This is a genomic window from Streptomyces xiamenensis, from assembly GCF_000993785.3.
GTDB classification, from domain to species: domain Bacteria; phylum Actinomycetota; class Actinomycetes; order Streptomycetales; family Streptomycetaceae; genus Streptomyces; species Streptomyces xiamenensis.
In genome coordinates, this window is the sequence record NZ_CP009922.3 from 3096831 (window position 1) to 3114322 (window position 17492).

Here is a 17492-nt window from a genome sequence, read left to right on the forward strand (position 1 = left end):
CTGTTCACCGGGGGGCGCCGCACGCGGCGGACGGCCGGTCAGACCGGCAGGGGCAACCGTTTGGGCGCCAGCGTCGGGACCGCAGGCAGTACCAGGAACACCAGGAAGCCCGCGAACAGCCATCCCCCCAGCACATCCGTCGCCCAGTGCATCCCGAGGTACACCCGGCTCACCCCGACCGCCACGGTCCAGCACAGCAGCAGCACCACGGCCGCCGTCCGCGCCGCGCCGCGCCGCACGGTGAGCAACAGCACCGTGCACAGCGTGAACCCGGCCAGCGCGGAGGTCGTGGTGTGCCCGGAAGGGAAGGACGGGCCGTTGGCGTGCATCACCCAGTCCACCGACGGCGGACGGGGCCGGTTGATTGCCTGCGCCAGCCCGTACCGCAGCAACTGCCCCACCACCAGCGCCCCGACCCCGGCCAGCGCCCCGACGGCGATTCCGCCGGAGCGCCGCGCCGCCAGCGCGCCTGCCAGGGCCATCAGCAGGATCGGCACCACCCCGGTACCCGAATCGGTGATCGCTCTCATCACCTGGGTGAGCCCGGAGGAGCGGTGCTCCACGGCCCAGTTGGTCAGCGTGGTATCGATCCCGAACGGCTCGCGGCCGTGCACCAGCACGGCGACGGTCAGCAGCACGAACAACACACCTGAGACGGCGGCGGTCAGCAAAGAGCGGGCCATTGGGGCAGGTTAGGCCCCCTTCCGCCCCCGTCGCGCGTCACCGCGCGGACCAGCGCACGGTGACATCGCTCGCTTTGACGAAGCCGATCCGGTGCCCGACCTGTATCTGGTAGTACGTCTCGCCGCGCACCACCTGATGGCCGGCCGGGTCGAACGTCACCGCCCGGTAGTACTCGCTGGCCGTCCGCAGCCCCACCGCGTACACCTGGTCCGCCGGCACTTCGTAACTCAGCGGGCTCACCGGCTGGTAGGGCACGTCCGGCGGGTACGCGGACTCCTGGGGGTAGGCCCGCCCGTACACCGGGATGGTCTGCGCGCCCCGCTTGCCGGTGATGACCCAGCCCTGCGCGTCGAAGGCGGTCGGCGCCCCGGGCGGATTGTGGAACCACGCCTTCTGGCCCAGGTACCAGATCGCCGTCCACTCCCCGCGCCGCTCGGCGACCGCGAACCGCTGCCCCGCGGTGGCCCGCGCGCCGACATCGTTGACGCCGGTGGAGGACGTGCCGTCCCCGCCGGGATGGGTGCCGATGTCCCGGACCAGCGGGGCGCCGGCGTCCGGCTCGGTGTGCAGCCGCACCGCCGAGGAGCCGTGCGGCGCGCAGGCGGTGCCGTCGCAGTCGGTGTACACGGGAGAGTGACGGTCGTAGTCCGGGGCGATGGTCACCAGTCCGCCGCGCGGCCCGGCGGTGGGGTGCAGCGGGGCGCCCAGCAGCTCGAAGTAGTGCGACCAGTCCCAGTAGGGGCCGGGATCGGTGTGCATGCCGGGCACGTTGGCGGTCACGGTGCCCTGGACGTTGTCGTGCCCCAGGATGTGCTGCCGGTCCAGCGGGATGTCGTAGGCGCGGGCCAGATGACGCACCAGGCGGGCCGAGGTGCGGTACATCGCCTCCGTGTACCAGGCGTCCGGGTCGGTCAGGAAGCCCTCGTGCTCCAGGCCGATCGACTTGGCGTTGACGTACCAGTTCCCGGCGTGCCAGCCGACATCCTTGGTCGGCACGTGCTGGGCGATGTGGCCGTCGGCCGAGCGCAGGCTGTAGTGCCAGGAGACATAGGCCGGGTCGGCGACCAGCGAGAGGGTGCGCTCCCAGGTGGCCTCGGTGTCATGGATGACGATGTAGTCGATCGACTGGGAGCGCGGCCGGTCGGCCTTGTCGTGGTTGCCGTAGCCGCCCTCCTCGTCCAGTTCCTCGTACGGCGCGGGCAGCCAGGCGCAGGAGACGGTGCGCGGGCACTCCACCCGGGGATCGCGCGGCGGCTCTGGCAGCCCCAGCGCCGCGGTCTGTGCCCTGTCCGGGGTGACGGGGGTGGCGGGCAGGACCACCCGCTGTCCCTCGGGGGTGGTGCGGGCGGCGCCCTCGCGCAGGACCGTGTAGACCTCGTCGGCGAAGACCTCGGCGGCCTCCAGGGTGTCGGCGCCCGACCAGGCGGCGACCGCCCCGTACCAGTCGGCGGGGTCGGGGCTCGGCGGCAGCCCCAGGGCGCGCTGATGCTCCGCCAGCAGGGGGGCGCCGCCTGCGACGTTGGCCGCGTCCCGCGCGCGCAGCTCGTCCGGGTCGAGGCCGGTGAGCGCGGCGGCCCGCACCAGGGTCTGCGGGGTGCGGGCGTCGTCCCCGCGCCGGTCCGGCTCTCCGGCGAGCGCGGTGGCGGCGTCGGTCAGATGCATCGGTCCGTACCCGCCGGTGACGCTGGGGGCGCCGCCGTGGCCCTCCCAGCGGGAGGAGAGGTAGGAGACCGCGAGGAGCACGGGCTCGGGGACCCCGGACTCCCGCGCGGCGGCGCCGAAGGCCGCTTGCAGGGCCCGGTCGTCGTCCGCCGCGACGGCGCCCGGGGAAACGGGCCCGGCGAGCAGCAGCGGCAGCGCGAGGGCCACGGCGGTGCAGGCGGTGCTGAGGCGGGAGATGCCCGGGGGGCGTCGTCGCATGGCAGGCTCCTTCTGCTGCGCGTCGGGTACAGGGGTAGTGGTTGTTCATGTCCGCGTCAATGCGCGGGTGCGACAGGGGTGTTGCCGTCATCGGTCCACACCGGTGAAGACGGGCCGAGCGCCCCTCTCCGTTGCCGTTCCGTGATCTTTTCACTCGATCGAATGACGGAGCTGGACAGCGCCCGCGCGCCGGCAGGACCGTTTCCGCATGGACCTCCCCCGCCGCCTGCTGTCCACCCTCGTCGCGGGCGCCCTCACCGTCACCGTCCAGGGCGCCGCCGCGCCCGGCGCACTCGCCGCCGATCCCTGGGCGGACGGTGCGCCCGGCACGGTCGGCAAGATCATCTGGGAGCTGGACGACAACGGCCGTCTCGGGGTCTGCTCCGGCGCGATCGTGGACGCGCCGGGCGGCAGCGTCATCGCCACCGCCGCGCACTGCGTCAGCTCGCCCGAGAGCCCCCAGCCGCCCGCCGAGGTGTGGTTCGTTCCCGGGTACGACCACGGCCTGAGCAGCTATCAGCGCGACGGCTGGCGGGTGCTCGCCTTCCACACCCCGCCGCAGTGGCAGCCGGAGCCGGGCGGGGACATCGCCGACCTCCTGCCCCACGACTACGCCTTGCTGACGGTGGAGGAGAAGGAGGGGCGCACCATCCAGCAGACGCACGGCGCGAACACCCTGGCGTTCGCGCCGGTGCCGGACGGCAAGGACGTGGACGCCCTCGGCTATCCGGCGGCCGCCCCGTACGACGGGGAGTCGCTGCGGGCCTGTTCGGGCGCCACGCGGGTGCTGGACGGCCCGGACGCGCCCGCGGCGAACGTGGGCGGGCTGCTGCTGGAGGACTGCGACCTCACCGAGGGCGCCAGCGGCGGGCCCTGGCTCCAGGACTACGACCCCGCGACCGGCAGCGGCACACTGGTGGCCGTGATGTCGGCCGGCACCGGCACCGGCCGCGTGGTGGGCCGGCCCTTCCCCGAGGAGGCGCGTGAGCTGCTGGCCCGGGCGGCGCCGGCCGACGCGTCCTAGCGCGGTGCGGGAACGCCGTGCACGGCCGCGTACTCGGCGGCCAGCCAGGGGGCCGGCTCCTCGATGAGGAAGCGCAGCGTGGCCGGATCGGCGCTGGGCTGCCGGCCGATGGCCGCGGCACGGCGCACCTGACCGGCCCGTCGCGGGTAGTAGCGGCCGAAGATCTCCGCGGAGGCCGCGAGGTCGCTGGTCCAGCCGCCCCAGCGCGGCATCACCAGGGTGAACGCGGTGCGCACCAGCCGCCGCGCGACACGGCGGCTCAGCGCCCGGCGCGCGGCGTCCGTACGGGCTCCAGCCGCCTCTGCGCGCCAGCGGGGGATCGTGCGGGCGAGGTCGCCGTTGGTCTCGCGGGCGAGGAGCGAGGTGGGGCGGTAGCGGGGCAGCCCGGCGGCGAGGTCGGGGCCCAGCAGCGGGGTGCACAGGCAGGCGAGGAAGAACCCGGCGTCGTACCGGACGTGCTCGGCCAGCAGCGCGCGGCGGCTGCCGAGCAGCACGCCGGCCCCGTCGATCTGCGGGAACGCCGTGTCGAGGGCGGACTCCAGGGCTCTGGCGTCCGCCCGGTCTTTGGGGGTGGGCTCGTGGTGCAGGGCGAGCTGGAGGTCGAGGTCGGAGATCCCGGGTACGGCGGTGCCGCGCGGGATGCTGCCGTACAGGTACGCGCTGTGCAGCCGGGAGCCGCCGAAGACCTCACCGATCCGCTCCCTGGCCGCCGCGACGACGGGCCAGAACGGCTCCGCCACCCGCGCCAGGGAGCCCTCCCGCGCGATGGTCCCGTCCGGGTTCAGCCCTCGCTCGTCCATGGGGCCACTGTCCCGGTGCGGTGCCCCCGCCCGCCACCGGGATTCCGGTGGCGGCCCGGTCACATGAGGTCGGCCGTCTCCAGTTCGAACCCGAACGGCTCGGGCAGGAACAGCGCCTTTCCGTAGACGACGGAGAGGACGGTGCGGTAGTCGTTCATGCCTGGTTCGCTGTGCAGGGTGACGGTCTCCAGTTCCCGGTCGAGCAGCAGGTAGAGCGGGATCTGTGCCCTCGCGTACGAGCGCCGCTTCTGAGTGCGGTCGCGCTCGGCCCTGCTGCTGGTCACTTCCGCCACCATGGCCACGCCGTCGGACGGCATCCAGGAGGGAGCGTCACGGAAGATGTCCTTCTCCACCGGCGCGAACGTGACATCCGGGATCACATGGTCCCTGGGCAGTGGCCCCATCTTGGGAAGCGACAGTCCCTTGTGGCCCGAGACATCCATATCGACGGCGGAGTGACGCAGCACCTGCCTGATCAGCCTGCTGATGTTGCGCTCGTGGTTGCCCTCCGGGGCCGGGGACACGACGATCTCTCCCTCGATCAGCTCCGCCCTGATCCCGTCCGGGATCTCCAGGGCCAGAAATGTCTCCAGGAGGACGTCCGCCTGTGTGGTCATGGGCTCGTGTGCCATAACCGTCATGGTGCACCTCCTTCGCATACCGGGGCCAGCATCGGCCGTGGACGGCGCCGGATGCCAGGTAGAACGATCTTCTTCATTCAAAAGAGGACAACCGGAAAAGACGTTGACCAGGTGCATCCTTGCCTTGAGTGGAGTACGCTCAACTTATCGCACGTTCCATGAGGCAAGCCGGAGGAGTAACGCGACGTGAGTGCCGAGCTGACCAACAGGAGCCGGGAAGCGATCAGTGGTGCCAATGACCGGGCACTCACCGAAGGCCACAGTGACATCACCCCGGCGCATCTGCTGCTCGCCCTCCTGGAGGGGCAGGACAACGAGAACATCCGCGATCTGCTGGCCTCCGTCGGCGCCGACGCCGCCGCGCTGCGGGCCGGTGCCGAGCGGCTGCTCGGGGCGCTGCCCACCGTGCAGGGCAGCACCGTCAGCCGTCCGCAGCCCAACCGCGAGCTGATGGCGGTGCTCGCCGACGCCGGGCGGCGGGCCACCGACCTCGGGGACACGTTCGTCTCCACCGAGCACCTCCTCATCGGGATCGCCGACCGGGGCGGCAAGGCCGGCGAGCCGCTGGACGCCAAGGCGCTCGCCGACGCGTTCCAGCGCTCCCGCGGCGCCCAGCGCGTCACCACCGCCGACCCCGAGAACACCTACAAGGCCCTGGAGAAGTACGGCACCGACTTCACCGCCGCCGCCCGCGAGGGCAAGCTGGACCCCGTCATCGGCCGCGACCACGAGATCCGCCGCGTCGTCCAGGTCCTCTCCCGCCGCACCAAGAACAACCCGGTCCTCATCGGCGAGCCCGGCGTCGGCAAGACCGCCGTCGTCGAAGGGCTGGCCCAGCGCATGGTCAAGGGCGACGTCCCCGAGTCCCTGCGGAACAAGCGCCTGGTCTCCCTCGACCTCGGCGCCATGGTGGCCGGCGCCAAGTACCGGGGCGAGTTCGAGGAGCGGCTGAAGGCCGTCCTCGCCGAGATCAAGTCCTCCGACGGCCAGATCGTCACCTTCATCGACGAACTGCACACCGTCGTCGGCGCCGGGGCCGGCGGTGACTCCGCCATGGACGCCGGCAACATGCTCAAGCCCATGCTCGCCCGCGGCGAACTGCGCATGGTCGGCGCCACCACCCTCGACGAGTACCGCGAGCGCATCGAGAAGGACGCCGCCCTCGAACGCCGCTTCCAGCAGGTCCTGGTCGCCGAGCCCACCGTCGAGGACTCCATCGCCATCCTGCGCGGCCTCAAGGGACGGTACGAGGCGCACCACAAGGTGCAGATCGCCGACGCCGCCCTGGTCGCCGCCGCCACCCTCTCCGACCGCTACATCACCTCCCGCTTCCTGCCCGACAAGGCCATCGACCTCGTCGACGAGGCCGCCTCGCGGCTGCGCATGGAGATCGACTCCTCCCCGGTGGAGATCGACGAACTCCAGCGCTCGGTGGACCGGCTGCGCATGGAGGAGCTGGCCCTGGCCAACGAGTCCGACGCCACCTCCAAGGAGCGCCTGGCCCGGCTGCGCCGCGAGCTCGCCGACCGCGAGGAGGAGCTGCGCGGCCTCACCGCCCGCTGGGAGAAGGAGAAGCAGGGCCTGAACCGCGTCGGTGAGCTCAAGGAGCGCCTCGACGAGACGCGCGGCCAGGCCGAGCGCGCCCAGCGCGACGGCGACTTCGAGACGGCCTCCAAGCTCCTGTACGCCGAGATCCCCGCCCTGGAGCGGGAACTCGCCGACGCCGCCGAGGCCGAGCAGGAGACCGCCGCCCGCGCCACCATGGTCAAGGAGGAGGTCGGCCCGGACGACATCGCCGACGTCGTCTCCTCCTGGACCGGCATCCCGGCCGGCCGCCTGCTGGAGGGCGAGACCGAGAAGCTGCTGCGGATGGAGGAGGAGCTGGGCCGCCGCCTCATCGGCCAGACCGACGCCGTACGGGCCGTCTCGGACGCCGTGCGCCGCTCCCGCGCGGGGGTCGCCGATCCCGACCGCCCCACCGGCTCCTTCCTCTTCCTGGGCCCCACCGGCGTCGGCAAGACCGAGCTGGCCAAGGCCCTGGCGGACTTCCTCTTCGACGACGAACGCGCCATGGTCCGCATCGACATGAGCGAGTACAGCGAGAAGCACTCGGTGGCCCGCCTGGTCGGGGCGCCCCCCGGCTACGTGGGGTACGAGGAGGGCGGCCAGCTGACCGAGGCGGTGCGCCGCCGCCCGTACACCGTAGTGCTGCTCGACGAGGTGGAGAAGGCGCACCACGAGGTGTTCGACATCCTGCTCCAGGTGCTCGACGACGGGCGGCTGACCGACGGTCAGGGCCGTACGGTCGACTTCCGCAACACCATCCTCATCCTCACCTCCAACCTCGGCAGCCAGCACCTCATGGACCCGCTGGCCAAGCCGCACGAGCGGCGCGAGCAGGTGCTGGCCGCGGTACGGGCCGCCTTCCGCCCCGAGTTCCTGAACCGGCTGGACGACCTGGTCGTCTTCAGCGCCCTGGACATCTCCGAGCTGAGCCGGATCGCGCGGCTGCAGATCGACTCGCTCCAGCGCCGGCTCGCCGACCGCCGCCTCACCCTGGAGATCACCGAGCCCGCGCTGCACTGGCTGGCCGAGGAGGGCCTCGATCCGGCGTACGGCGCCCGTCCGCTGCGCCGGCTGGTCCAGACGGCGATCGGCGATCAGCTGGCGCGCCGCATCCTGGCCGGGGAGGTCCGGGACGGGGACACCGTGCGGGTCGAGCCGTCCGCCGAGGGCGGCGGGCTGCTGGTGTCGGCGGTTCCGGCCGGATGAGGTGATCTTTCCCGTCCCGTACTGCTTGCCAGAACGGGGCGGGGATGAGCGAGGATGGCAGTGTCTCCTTATACCGAGGAAAGGGACCCATCCCGTGTCTGTCGATCCCTCCGCGATTCCGAACTTCGGCGGCGAACCGGAGAAGCCGGAGAACAAGACCCCTGGTCAGGGCGGAGCGAAGAAGCCGACCGGACCGATCATGCCCAACCAGGACCTGATCAAGCAGCTCCTGGAGCGGATGAAGCTGAAGTACGTGACGGACAAGGAGGGCGACCTGGTCGCCCCCTGGGAGAAGTTCCGCACGTACTTCATGTTCCGCGGGGAGAAGCAGCAGCGGATTCTTTCGGTGCGCACCTTCTACGACCGGCCGCACAGCATCGAGGACAAGGGCCGGCTGCTGGAGACCATCGACGACTGGAACCGCCGCACGCTGTGGCCCAAGGTCTACACGCACACTAATGACGACGGCACGGTCCGGCTCATCGGTGAGTCGCAGCTGCTGATCGGCCTGGGCGTGGCGCCCGACCACTTCGTCAACACGACGGTCAGCTGGATCCGGGCCTCGATCGAGTTCGACAAGTGGCTGGTGGAGACCCTGGGTCTGGAGCAGGACGCCGAGTCCGGCGGCGGCGACGGCGGCGGCGAGGGCGACGCCGGCAACAGTGACGACAACGGTGGCGAGACGCGGAAGGGCGGCGACGACGCGTGATCGTCGCGTTCTCCGTCACCCCCATCGGCGCCGGTGAGGATGTCGGCGAGGCCGTCGCCGACGCCGTCCGCGTGGTCCGCGAGAGCGGGCTGCCGCACCGCACCGACGCCATGTTCACCAGCGTCGAGGGCGAGTGGGACGAGGTCATGGACGTCGTCAAACGCGCCACCGAGGCCGTCCAGGCGCACGCCGGGCGGGTCAGCCTGGTGCTGAAGGCCGATCTGCGCGAGGGCGTCACCGACGGCCTGCACAGCAAGGTCGCCACCGTCGAGCGCATCCTCGGCGAGGGCTGAGGACCGGCACACACGGAACGGCGGGCCCCGGGGTGATCCCCGGGGCCCGCCGTCACGCGTTCGGGCCCGAGCCCCGCGCTCACACCACCGCGGTGTTCTCCTCGGCGAAGTGGCACGCCACCGGATGCCCGGTGCCGCGGTCCTTCAGCTCCGGCTCCTCGGTGGCGCAGATGTCCTGCGCCTTCCAGCAGCGGGTACGGAAGCGGCAGCCGCTCGGCGGGTCCAGCGGGCTCGGCACGTCACCGGTGAGCACCGTACGGCGCCGCTGCCGCTCCTTCTTCGGGTCCGCCAGCGGGGCCGCCGACAGCAGCGCCTGCGTGTACGGGTGCGAGGGCCGCTCGTACACCTCGGAGCGCTCGCCGGTCTCCACCACCTTGCCCAGGTACATCACCGCGACCCGGTCGGAGATGTGCCGCACCACCGACAGGTCGTGCGCGATGAAGACGTACGCGACGCCGAGCCGGTCCTGGATGTCCTCCAGCAGGTTGACGACACCGGCCTGCACCGACACGTCCAGCGCGGACACCGGCTCGTCCAGCACCAGCAGCTTCGGGGACAGCGCCAGCGCCCGCGCGATGCCGATGCGCTGCCGCTGACCGCCGGAGAACTCGTGCGGATAGCGGTTGCCGTGCTCGGGGCTCAGCCCCACCAGCCGCAGCAACTCCGCGACCCGGTCCTTGCCGCCGTCCCGCCACTGCCCCTGCACCTTCAGCGGCTCGGCGATGATGTCGTTCACCGGAAGCTTGGGGTTGAGCGAGGCGTACGGGTCCTGGAAGACCATGCCGGTCTCGCGCTGCACCGGGCGCAGCTGGGAGGGCTTGAGTCCGGTGATCTCCTTGCCGTTGAACTTCACCGAGCCGGAGGTCGGCTTGATCAGCTGGAGCACGGCGCGCCCGGTCGTCGACTTGCCGCAGCCCGACTCGCCGACCACGCCGAGGGTTTCGCCGGTGCCGACGCTGAAGGACACGCCGCTGACGGCCTGCACCTGGCCGGTGACGCGGCGGATCAGCCCGCCGCCGCGCACCGGGAAGTTCACCACCAGGTCCTTGACCCGCAGCAGTTCCTCGCGGGGCTCGGTGGCCGCCTTCTCGGGGGTCTTCGACAGATCCGTGGTTTCTGGGGTTTCCGTGGTTGTCATCGTCACCCCTCCTCGCTCTCGGTGGTGTCCGTGTCCGTGTCGTCGCGGAAGAACGCCGTCGGGTCCGCCGCCTCGGCCAGCTTGTCGCTGTGGTGGCAGGCCGACCGGTGGCCCTCGCCGACCTCCGTGAGCGCGGGCTCGGTGGCCGTGCACTGGTCCGTCGCCAGCGGGCAGCGCGGCGCGAACGGGCAGCCGGAGGGCAGGTGGATCAGCGACGGGGGCGTGCCGACGATGGGCCGCAGCCGGTCCTCGCGGTCCCCGTCCAGCGACGGGATGGAGCCCAGCAGACCGGCCGTGTACGGCATCCGGGGCTCGTAGAACACCTGGTCCGTGCCGCCGATCTCCACCGGCTTGCCCGCGTACATCACCAGGGTGCGGTGCGCCATGCCGGCGATCACCCCGAGGTCGTGGGTGATCATCAGGATCGCCGCGTTGACCGCGTCCTTGACCTCCAGCAGCTTTTCGAGGATCTGCGCCTGGACGGTGACGTCGAGCGCCGTGGTGGGCTCGTCCGCGATGATGACGTCGGGGTCGTTGATGATCGCCATCGCGATCATCACCCGCTGCCGCATACCGCCGGAGAACTCGTGCGGGTAGGCGCCCAGCCGCTTGCCGGCCTGCGGGATGCCGACCAGGTCGAGCATGTTCTTCGCCCGGGCCAGCGCCTCCTTGCGCGGCACGAGGTGGTGCGCAAGGACGGCCTCGGCGAGCTGGTCGCCGATGGAACGGACCGGGTTGAGCGAGGTCATCGGGTCCTGGAAGATCATGGCGATCTTCTTGCCGCGCAGCGCCCGCTGCTCTTTGGGGCGCATGGTCAGCATCTCCTGGCCCCGGTATCGGATGGAGCCCTTGATGCGGGCGGACTTGGGCAGCAGGCCCATGACCGCCATCGAGGAGACCGACTTGCCGGAACCGGATTCGCCGACGATGCCCAGCACTTCGCGGGCGTGCAGGGTGTAGTCGACGCCGCGCACGGCCCGGACCACACCATCGTCGGTGGGGAACTCGACGGTGAGGTTCTCGACCTCGAGGATGGCCTCGTCGGTCGGCGGCTTGGCGTCGGCGAGGGTGAGCGCCTCGTGGACATCCTCGGCCGCCTCGGTCACCGCGGGGACGGCGGCGGGGGGTTGGATCGCAGACATCAGTCACGCACCCGGTTCTGTCGGGGATCGAAGGCGTCACGCAGACCGTCGCCGATGAAGTTCACCGACAGGGCGATCAGGATGATGAAGGCACCGGGCCAGTAGAAGAGCCACGGGCGGGTGCCGAGCGCCGTCTGGTAGTCGCTGATCAGCCGGCCCAGGGAGGTGTCCGGCGGCTGCACGCCCAGGCCGACGAAGGACAGGCCGGTCTCCAGCAGCACGGCGGAGGCGATCGCCAGCGTCACGGAGACGATGATGATGCCGATGGTGTTGGGCAGGATGTGCTTGAAGATGATCCGCTTGGAGGAGGTGCCCACCGAGCGGGCGGCCTCCACGAATTCCTTCTCGCGCAGGGACAGCACCTCACCGCGCACCAGGCGGGCGGTCTGCATCCAGGTCACCAGGCCCAGGAAGACGCCGAACAGGACGATGCCCCGGCCCGCGATCATGGTGCCGATCAGGCCGGCGATCAGCAGGGTGGGGATGGCGATGAGCACGTCGGTGGACCGCATCAGGGAGGACTCGGTCCAGCCGCGGAAGTAGCCGGCGGCGGCACCGATGACCGTACCGACGAAGGTGGCGATCAGGCCCACCAGCAGCGCGATGACCAGGGAGACCTGGGCGCCGCGCATGGTGAGGGCGAAGTAGTCGCGCCCGATGTTGTCCTGGCCGAAGGGGTGTTCGCCCAGGTGGACGCCGCCGCCCCCGAGGAACTCGGGGATGACGGAGAGGGTGGGCCGGCCGCCGTTGAGCGCCGTGCCCGTGGTGGTGGGGTCCTTGTCCCACCAGCCGGGTATGGGGCCCGCGCCGATGGAGGTGACCGCGAGGCCGACCACCAGGATGAACAGCACCAGGCCCAGCATGGCGCCCTTGTGCCGGAAGAACCGGCGGCGGACCAGCTGGCCCTGGCTGCGGGCGACGACGTTCATGCCCTGGGCGGTGTCGGCCGCGCTCTGCTGGGGTCCCGGCTCCGGCTCCGGCCCCGCCGTCTGCGCTGTGCGCTTCGTGTCCGTCATGTCAATCTCCTTCAGGACAGCCGGATACGGGGGTCGAGGACGGCGTAGGTGATGTCCGCGATCATGTTGAAGACGATGATCGCGCCACCGGAGACCAGGAAGAACGCCATGATGGGCATCGGGTCGCCCTGCTGGATGCCTTCCAGCAGCATGGTGCCCATGGCCCGCCAGCCGAAGACCTTCTCGGTGATGACCGCGCCGCCGAGCACCGTGCCGATGTCGAGGCTCACCAGGGTGGTGATGGGTATCAGGCCGTTGCGCAGGACGTGCCGGGTGACCACGGCGCGCTCGCTCAGGCCCTTGGCGCGGGCGGTGCGCACGTAGTCCTGGTTCATGACCTCCAGCATGCTGGCACGGGTGTAACGGGAGTAGCTGGCCAGCGAGATCAGCACGAGCGCCAGGCTGGGCAGCGCCAGGTGGCCGAACGAGTCGAGGCCGCTCTGCCAGAAGGTGCCGTCGTAGTTGGGGGTGTTGGCGCCGATGGTGGAGACCGGCCGGCCGCCGACCGAGTCGCTGTAGGAGGCGAAGGACTGGAGCATCCGGTCCAGGAAGATCACGGCGCCGGTGAACAGGCCGGTGAAGATGGCCGCCGGGATGGCGTTGCGGCGGTACAGGTCGCCGCCGAGGAACCAGCCCAGGCCGTACCCGATGCCGGCGGTGACCAGGGCCAGCAGCACCATGGTCAGCAGGTTCGGGTCCTCCAGGACGGGGCCGAGCGCGAAGTAGGCGATGATGCCGAGCACGGCCGAGGCCAGGGCCGCCTTCATGGGCGGTGCCCACTCAAGGCCGCTGACCAGGGTGGTGAAGCCGATGGCGCCGCCGAGGGCGGTCAGGGCCACGACGACCGGGCCCAGGCCCGGGTCGGTGAACCAGCCGGTGGCGGAGACGACCGCGAGCAGGACGGCCATGCCGGCGGCGGTGGTGCCGAAGACGGTGAGCCGGGTGCGGCGGTCACCCACGACGAGTCCGCCGGCCGCCAGCGCGGTGATGAGGGCGATGCCCGCGATGAACGGCACCGAGATGACGGGGTCGGCGAGCCAGTCGTTGAAGTCGATCGCCATGAACTCCTTCAGGAGGGTGGCGATCCAGAACGACGGGAGCGAGAAGCAGACGAACGCCACGAAGGTGACGGACTGGTCCAGGGCGCTGTACTGGCGCAGTGCGGAGATCACGCCGATGGTGATGCCGACGATGATCGAGATCACGGTGGCGCCGATGACCAGCTGAAGAGTGGCGCCCACGGCTGCGTCCAGCATCGAGTTGACGCTCAGCCCCTGTCGGTTGACGCCGAGATCACCTCTGATCGCGTCGCCGAGCCACAGGAAATATCTGACGATGAAGGGTTCGTCCAGATGCATGCGTTCGACGATCACGGCGATGGCGTTCTCGCGCGTGTTGTCCGGCAGCTGGCGCGCGTCGGCGAGCGGGTCCTTGACCTTGGTGGCCAGGAAGAAGATCACGACCGTGGCGGTGAGGAACACCCAGATCGAGACAAACAGCCGCCGCACGATGAAGACGAGCATGGCGCTGACTCCTGAAGGTGCGAGTGGTGTGGGAGGTGTGAACGGGCTGAAACGGGAGGTGAGAAATGGCAGACGGGGCCGGGGGTTTGAGGCCCCCGGCCCCGTGAGGCGTGTGCCGTGTGATGCGGTGCGGTGGATCAGCTCACCCGGGGACCGGGTGGGCCGTCACCGCCGCGGCCTCAGCCCTTGGACCACTCGTGAACGTTCCAGGTGATGGAACCCTGGGACGGGTTGGGAACGATGTTCTGCACGCTGTCGCCCCAGGCGGTGATGCCGGGGTGCTGGAAGATCGGGATGGTGGCCAGGTCTTCCCACAGCAGCAGCTCGATCTCGGCGGCGATGGCCTGGGCGTCCTCAGGGTTGGGGGCGACCAGGATGTCGTCGAGCAGCTGGTCCACCTGGGGGTTGGAGTAGCAACCGTTGTTGTTGCCCTTGCCCTCGACGGTGCACTCCGAGGTGCGGAAGGTGGAGTTCCAGCCGGACATCTGGTTCGAGCCGATCCAGGCGAACTGGGCGACGTCGAAGGTGCCCTGCGACAGGCCACCGGTGGTGTCGAAGAAGTCGGCGGAGGAGACGAACTCGACGTCGAAGCCGGCCTGGTCACAGGAGGCCTTGACCAGCGCGCCGGAGTCGTTGCGGCGCTGGTTGTCCAGGGTCTCCACGCGGATCTTGGTGCCGACCGCGTCCTCGGCCTCCAGGATCTGGCGGGCGCGGTCGATGTCGGTGGTGCCGAATTCGGAGATCACCGGGGCGACGGCGTCCACACCGAGGTCGTAACCCGGGTCCCAGGGAGCCAGGTTACGGACTTCCTTGACGGAGGCGTCCGGCACGATCGGCTGGATCAGGTTCTCGACGATCTGCTGGCGCGGGGCGCACAGGGCGAACGCCTGGCGCAGCGGCAGCGAGTCCGAGAACGGACCGCGGTCGAAGTTGAAGTCCCAGTGCTCGTAGGTGTACTGGTCACCCAGGAAGGTCTGGATGCCGGTCGCGTTCTCCAGCTGGTTGGCCACGTCCACCGTCGGCTGCGGCTGGATGACGTCGACCTCGCCGTTCTGGAGCGCCTGGACCTGCTGCTCCTCGGCGACCATGCGGACGACGATGTTCTTGGTGGCCGGCTGCTCGCCCCAGTACGCCTCGTTGGCGGTCAGGGTGACCGACTGGCCCTCCTCGTAGCCGCTCAGCTTGTACGGGCCGGAGGAGGGGATGATCGACTCGTCCGGCAGCGCGCCGTTGATCAGCCAGCCCTCGTTGAAGAACGTGGCGGCGTCGGCCAGGGCGTCGGCGTCCTCATCCAGCAGCGCGGTGAGGAGTTCCTCCTCGCTCAGACCGCCTTCCGCGGCGACGACGTGCGCCGGCATGATCTTGTTGTTGCCCACACCCGGGCCGGCGGTCTCCCAGTCGGCGTACGGGGTGTCGTAGACGAGGGTGAAGGACTTGCCGCCCGGCTCGCACTCGGGGCGGGTGGTGTCCTCGATGCCCTGAGTGCCCACGGCGGAGAACAGGCCGTCGATGGCGCCGGACTGCTGGGTCCACCACAGCTGGACATCGATGCAGTCGATCGGAACGCCGTCCGACCACTGGGCTTTCTCGTTGATGGTGTACTCGACCGTCAGCGGGTCGTCGGACACCTTCTCGTAGGTGCCGAACTCCTCGTGCGGGGTGACCAGACCGCGCTCACCGTCGAAGCCCCAGAAGCCGCCGACGGTGCCGTTGAGTATGGTGCCGTTGGCGTTGGAGTTCGCGCCCGCGGTCGTGGGGTTGTAGCTGTCCAGCGGCTGGGCCCAGGCGAGCGTCACCGTGTCGGAGGACCCCCCGCCGCCGTTGTTCTTCTTGCCTGCGTCGTCGCCGCCGTCGCTGTCGCTGCCACATGCTGAGAGGACGAGTGCGCCTCCCAGGATGGCTGCGCCCAGCTTTGACGCCCTGCCGATTCGGGTCATCTTGGGCCTTCCACGGTGTGATGACTTGTAGTGTGAAGTTGCGGAGAGCTTCGTCACAGAACAGCGCGCGAACAAGTGCGCAAGAGTGACCGTTGTGCAGCCGAGATGTGAAACAGACTGAGTTGTTACCAGTATCTACGCGCATATATGGAACAAACGGGCGTTTCCGCAGTGCTAGCACATCGGCAACGTGAACGCGTGTTCGCATTGCGGGCACGGGCAGGAGAACACCTGACCCACCCTGTCCCCGGGGGGATGGAAACCTGCCGAAGTTGGGTAAAAACGCTGTGGGGGCGGCGTGTTCCGTGATTCGGTGATGTCCGTATCCGGGTTCAGCGCCTGGGCGCCCCGCCCAGTGCCTGCCAGGCCCGGCGGACGGAGCCGGCCGAGGGTAACCGGTGGCCGGTCCGTCCCACCATCGATCGCGTGCGTGCGGGAGCCGACCCATGCTCACCACCATTCACACCGCCTATACCGACACCAGGGCCGACGACCTGGCCTGGGCACTGGGCCGCGAGCCCTTGCCGTCCCTGGCCACCCTCGATCTCGAACTCGCCGGCGCGAGCGTGCAACTGCGCGTGCTGGGAGCCTCCCATCAGGTGCTGCTCAGCGCGCTGGGCGACTCCTGTTCCGAAACCGTGGCCTGCATGCCGGGCAGCAACACCCCCCTGCCGCTGGGGGTCTCCAAGCGGCTGGGCAGCTTCGACTACGAGTTCGCCGCCCGCGTCGAGACCCTGAGCGCCGGCTCCTTCACCGGACGCGCGCAGGAGCTGCTGGCGCTGGTCGCCGAGCATCCCTACGGACTGGCCGCCACCTTCCCCGGTGACCCGAACGCCTTCACGGCCTTACTCGCCCAGCGGCGCGGCCACCAGGTGCACTGGCGCACCTGGCACGCCTATCCGCAGGAGCGGCGCCTGGTGGTCACCCGGACCAGGATCGGCGTGCACAGCCCTTCCGCGGGTGACAGAGTGGGTGCGGGGAGTGACGTAATGTTCGGCTCGTGACCGCACCATCCGCCCCCGCACCGGGGTGGCCCACGCCCCGGCGGTCCGGCTCGCCGCACGACAACGGGCCCGGCTCCGACGCCGCCTGGCTGCCGGTGCCCCCCGGTATCGGCCGGGCGCTGGTGCTGGCCGGCGTCTTCGTCTGCGCGGCCTGCGGCCTGGTCTACGAGCTGGAACTGATCGCACTGGCCGATCACTTGGTGGGGGACACCGTCACCCAGACCTCGGTCGTGCTGTCGCTGATGGTCTTCGCGATGGGGATCGGCTCGCTCGCCTCCAAACGGCTGCGCGGGCACGCCGCCGCCAACTTCGCGTTGATCGAGGCGTTCCTCGGCCTGGTGGGCGGCAGTTGCGCCATGGTGCTGTGCCTCGCCTACGTGTGGAGCGGCGAGGCGCGCTGGGTGCTGTTCGGTTACGCGCTCGCCATCGGGGTGCTGATCGGTGCCGAGATGCCGCTGCTGATGGCGCTCATCCAGCGGATCAGGGAGCAGGAGGCGGACCGCGCCGTGGCCGATCTGTCGGCGGCGGACTACGTGGGGGCGCTGCTCGGCGGGCTGGCCTTCCCCTTTCTTCTGCTGCCGTTGCTGGGGCGGCTCACGGCCGCCCTGGTCACCGGCGCGGTCAACGCGGCGGCGGGCGGGCTGCTGGTGCTGTGGCTGTTCCGGCACGATCTGACCCGCTCCTGGCGGTGGCGGCTGCTCGCGCTCAACGCGAGCGTCATCGTGGTGCTGCTCGGGTTGATCACGTGGGTGGCTCCGCTGGAGCGGGCCACGGACGCGGCGCTGGCGGAGCGGGCGGTGAGCGGCGGGACCGGTGAGGAGCCCGGATAGCGGTGCGGGGAACGGGGCGGATCAGGGCGGCGGAGGAAGGCCGGGTGGGCTGGCAGGCC

14 protein-coding genes and 1 pseudogene are annotated in these 17492 nt (G+C 70.6%); 6 read left to right on the forward strand and 9 right to left on the reverse strand.

The window, feature by feature from the left end:
* Positions 1 to 38: 38 nt before the first annotated feature.
* Together SXIM_RS14185 and SXIM_RS14190 are read right to left on the reverse strand one after the other, a co-directional pair.
* Complete coding sequence (locus tag SXIM_RS14185; protein ID WP_046724243.1) at positions 39 to 683, reverse strand: phosphatase PAP2 family protein; 645 nt, start codon at positions 681 to 683, stop codon at positions 39 to 41.
* A gap of 37 nt (positions 684 to 720) precedes the next feature.
* A complete protein-coding gene (locus tag SXIM_RS14190) occupies positions 721 to 2604 on the reverse strand; it encodes an N-acetylmuramoyl-L-alanine amidase (RefSeq protein ID WP_053116193.1) in 1884 nt (627 codons plus the stop codon).
* A gap of 208 nt (positions 2605 to 2812) precedes the next feature.
* Here SXIM_RS14190 and SXIM_RS14195 point away from each other — a divergent pair, with 208 nt between their 5' ends.
* Positions 2813 to 3628, forward strand: a complete 816-nt coding sequence (locus tag SXIM_RS14195) for a trypsin-like serine peptidase (RefSeq protein ID WP_046724245.1) — start codon at positions 2813 to 2815, stop codon at positions 3626 to 3628.
* Here SXIM_RS14195 and SXIM_RS14200 read toward each other — a convergent pair.
* Positions 3625 to 4428: a nucleotidyltransferase domain-containing protein gene (locus tag SXIM_RS14200; RefSeq protein ID WP_046724247.1), complete on the reverse strand. Its 804-nt coding sequence runs from the start codon at positions 4426 to 4428 to the stop codon at positions 3625 to 3627. The genes SXIM_RS14195 and SXIM_RS14200 overlap by 4 nt on opposite strands.
* 59 nt (positions 4429 to 4487) lie before the next feature.
* Positions 4488 to 5069: a Uma2 family endonuclease gene (locus SXIM_RS14205; RefSeq protein WP_030733037.1), complete on the reverse strand. Its 582-nt coding sequence runs from the start codon at positions 5067 to 5069 to the stop codon at positions 4488 to 4490.
* A gap of 186 nt (positions 5070 to 5255) precedes the next feature.
* Between SXIM_RS14205 and clpB the strand changes: the two genes are divergently transcribed.
* From clpB to SXIM_RS14220, 3 genes are all read left to right on the forward strand, one after another.
* Positions 5256 to 7841 (forward strand): ATP-dependent chaperone ClpB, encoded by a 2586-nt coding sequence (clpB, locus tag SXIM_RS14210; RefSeq protein ID WP_030733039.1) that lies wholly within the window; start codon positions 5256 to 5258, stop codon positions 7839 to 7841.
* Positions 7842 to 7935: 94 nt separating this feature from the next.
* Positions 7936 to 8550 (forward strand): YbjN domain-containing protein, encoded by a 615-nt coding sequence (locus tag SXIM_RS14215; RefSeq protein ID WP_046724249.1) that lies wholly within the window; start codon positions 7936 to 7938, stop codon positions 8548 to 8550.
* Positions 8547 to 8843 (forward strand): MTH1187 family thiamine-binding protein, encoded by a 297-nt coding sequence (locus SXIM_RS14220; RefSeq protein WP_030733044.1) that lies wholly within the window; start codon positions 8547 to 8549, stop codon positions 8841 to 8843. Before SXIM_RS14215 ends, SXIM_RS14220 begins: the two co-directional genes overlap by 4 nt.
* A 79-nt stretch (positions 8844 to 8922) precedes the next feature.
* Here SXIM_RS14220 and SXIM_RS14225 read toward each other — a convergent pair whose 3' ends face one another.
* The 5 genes from SXIM_RS14225 to SXIM_RS14245 all read right to left on the reverse strand — a co-directional run bounded on the left by SXIM_RS14225 (position 8923) and on the right by SXIM_RS14245 (position 15599).
* Positions 8923 to 9981: an ABC transporter ATP-binding protein gene (locus tag SXIM_RS14225; protein WP_046724251.1), complete on the reverse strand. Its 1059-nt coding sequence runs from the start codon at positions 9979 to 9981 to the stop codon at positions 8923 to 8925.
* Positions 9982 to 9983: 2 nt separating this feature from the next.
* Positions 9984 to 11123 carry an ABC transporter ATP-binding protein gene (locus SXIM_RS14230; protein WP_030733049.1) on the reverse strand — a complete coding sequence of 380 codons (1140 nt, stop codon included), beginning with the start codon at positions 11121 to 11123 and terminating at the stop codon, positions 9984 to 9986.
* Positions 11123 to 12139 carry an ABC transporter permease gene (locus SXIM_RS14235; RefSeq protein ID WP_030733052.1) on the reverse strand — a complete coding sequence of 339 codons (1017 nt, stop codon included), beginning with the start codon at positions 12137 to 12139 and terminating at the stop codon, positions 11123 to 11125. Before SXIM_RS14235 ends, SXIM_RS14230 begins: the two co-directional genes overlap by 1 nt.
* Before the next feature lie 11 nt (positions 12140 to 12150).
* Complete coding sequence (locus SXIM_RS14240; protein ID WP_030733055.1) at positions 12151 to 13662, reverse strand: ABC transporter permease; 1512 nt, start codon at positions 13660 to 13662, stop codon at positions 12151 to 12153.
* A 179-nt stretch (positions 13663 to 13841) separates the two neighbouring features.
* On the reverse strand, positions 13842 to 15599 hold the full coding sequence (locus tag SXIM_RS14245) for an ABC transporter family substrate-binding protein (protein ID WP_030733057.1): 1758 nt from the start codon (positions 15597 to 15599) through the stop codon (positions 13842 to 13844).
* Positions 15600 to 16045: 446 nt separating this feature from the next.
* On the opposite strand from SXIM_RS14245, the gene SXIM_RS14250 reads away from it, so the two are divergent.
* Together SXIM_RS14250 and SXIM_RS14255 are read left to right on the forward strand one after the other, a co-directional pair.
* Complete coding sequence (locus SXIM_RS14250; RefSeq protein ID WP_030733060.1) at positions 16046 to 16603, forward strand: DUF2617 family protein; 558 nt, start codon at positions 16046 to 16048, stop codon at positions 16601 to 16603.
* Positions 16600 to 17409 (forward strand): annotated as a pseudogene (locus SXIM_RS14255) (spermidine synthase); the annotation flags it as partial. The gene SXIM_RS14250 and the pseudogene SXIM_RS14255, both read left to right, overlap by 4 nt.
* Positions 17410 to 17492 lie beyond the last annotated feature (83 nt).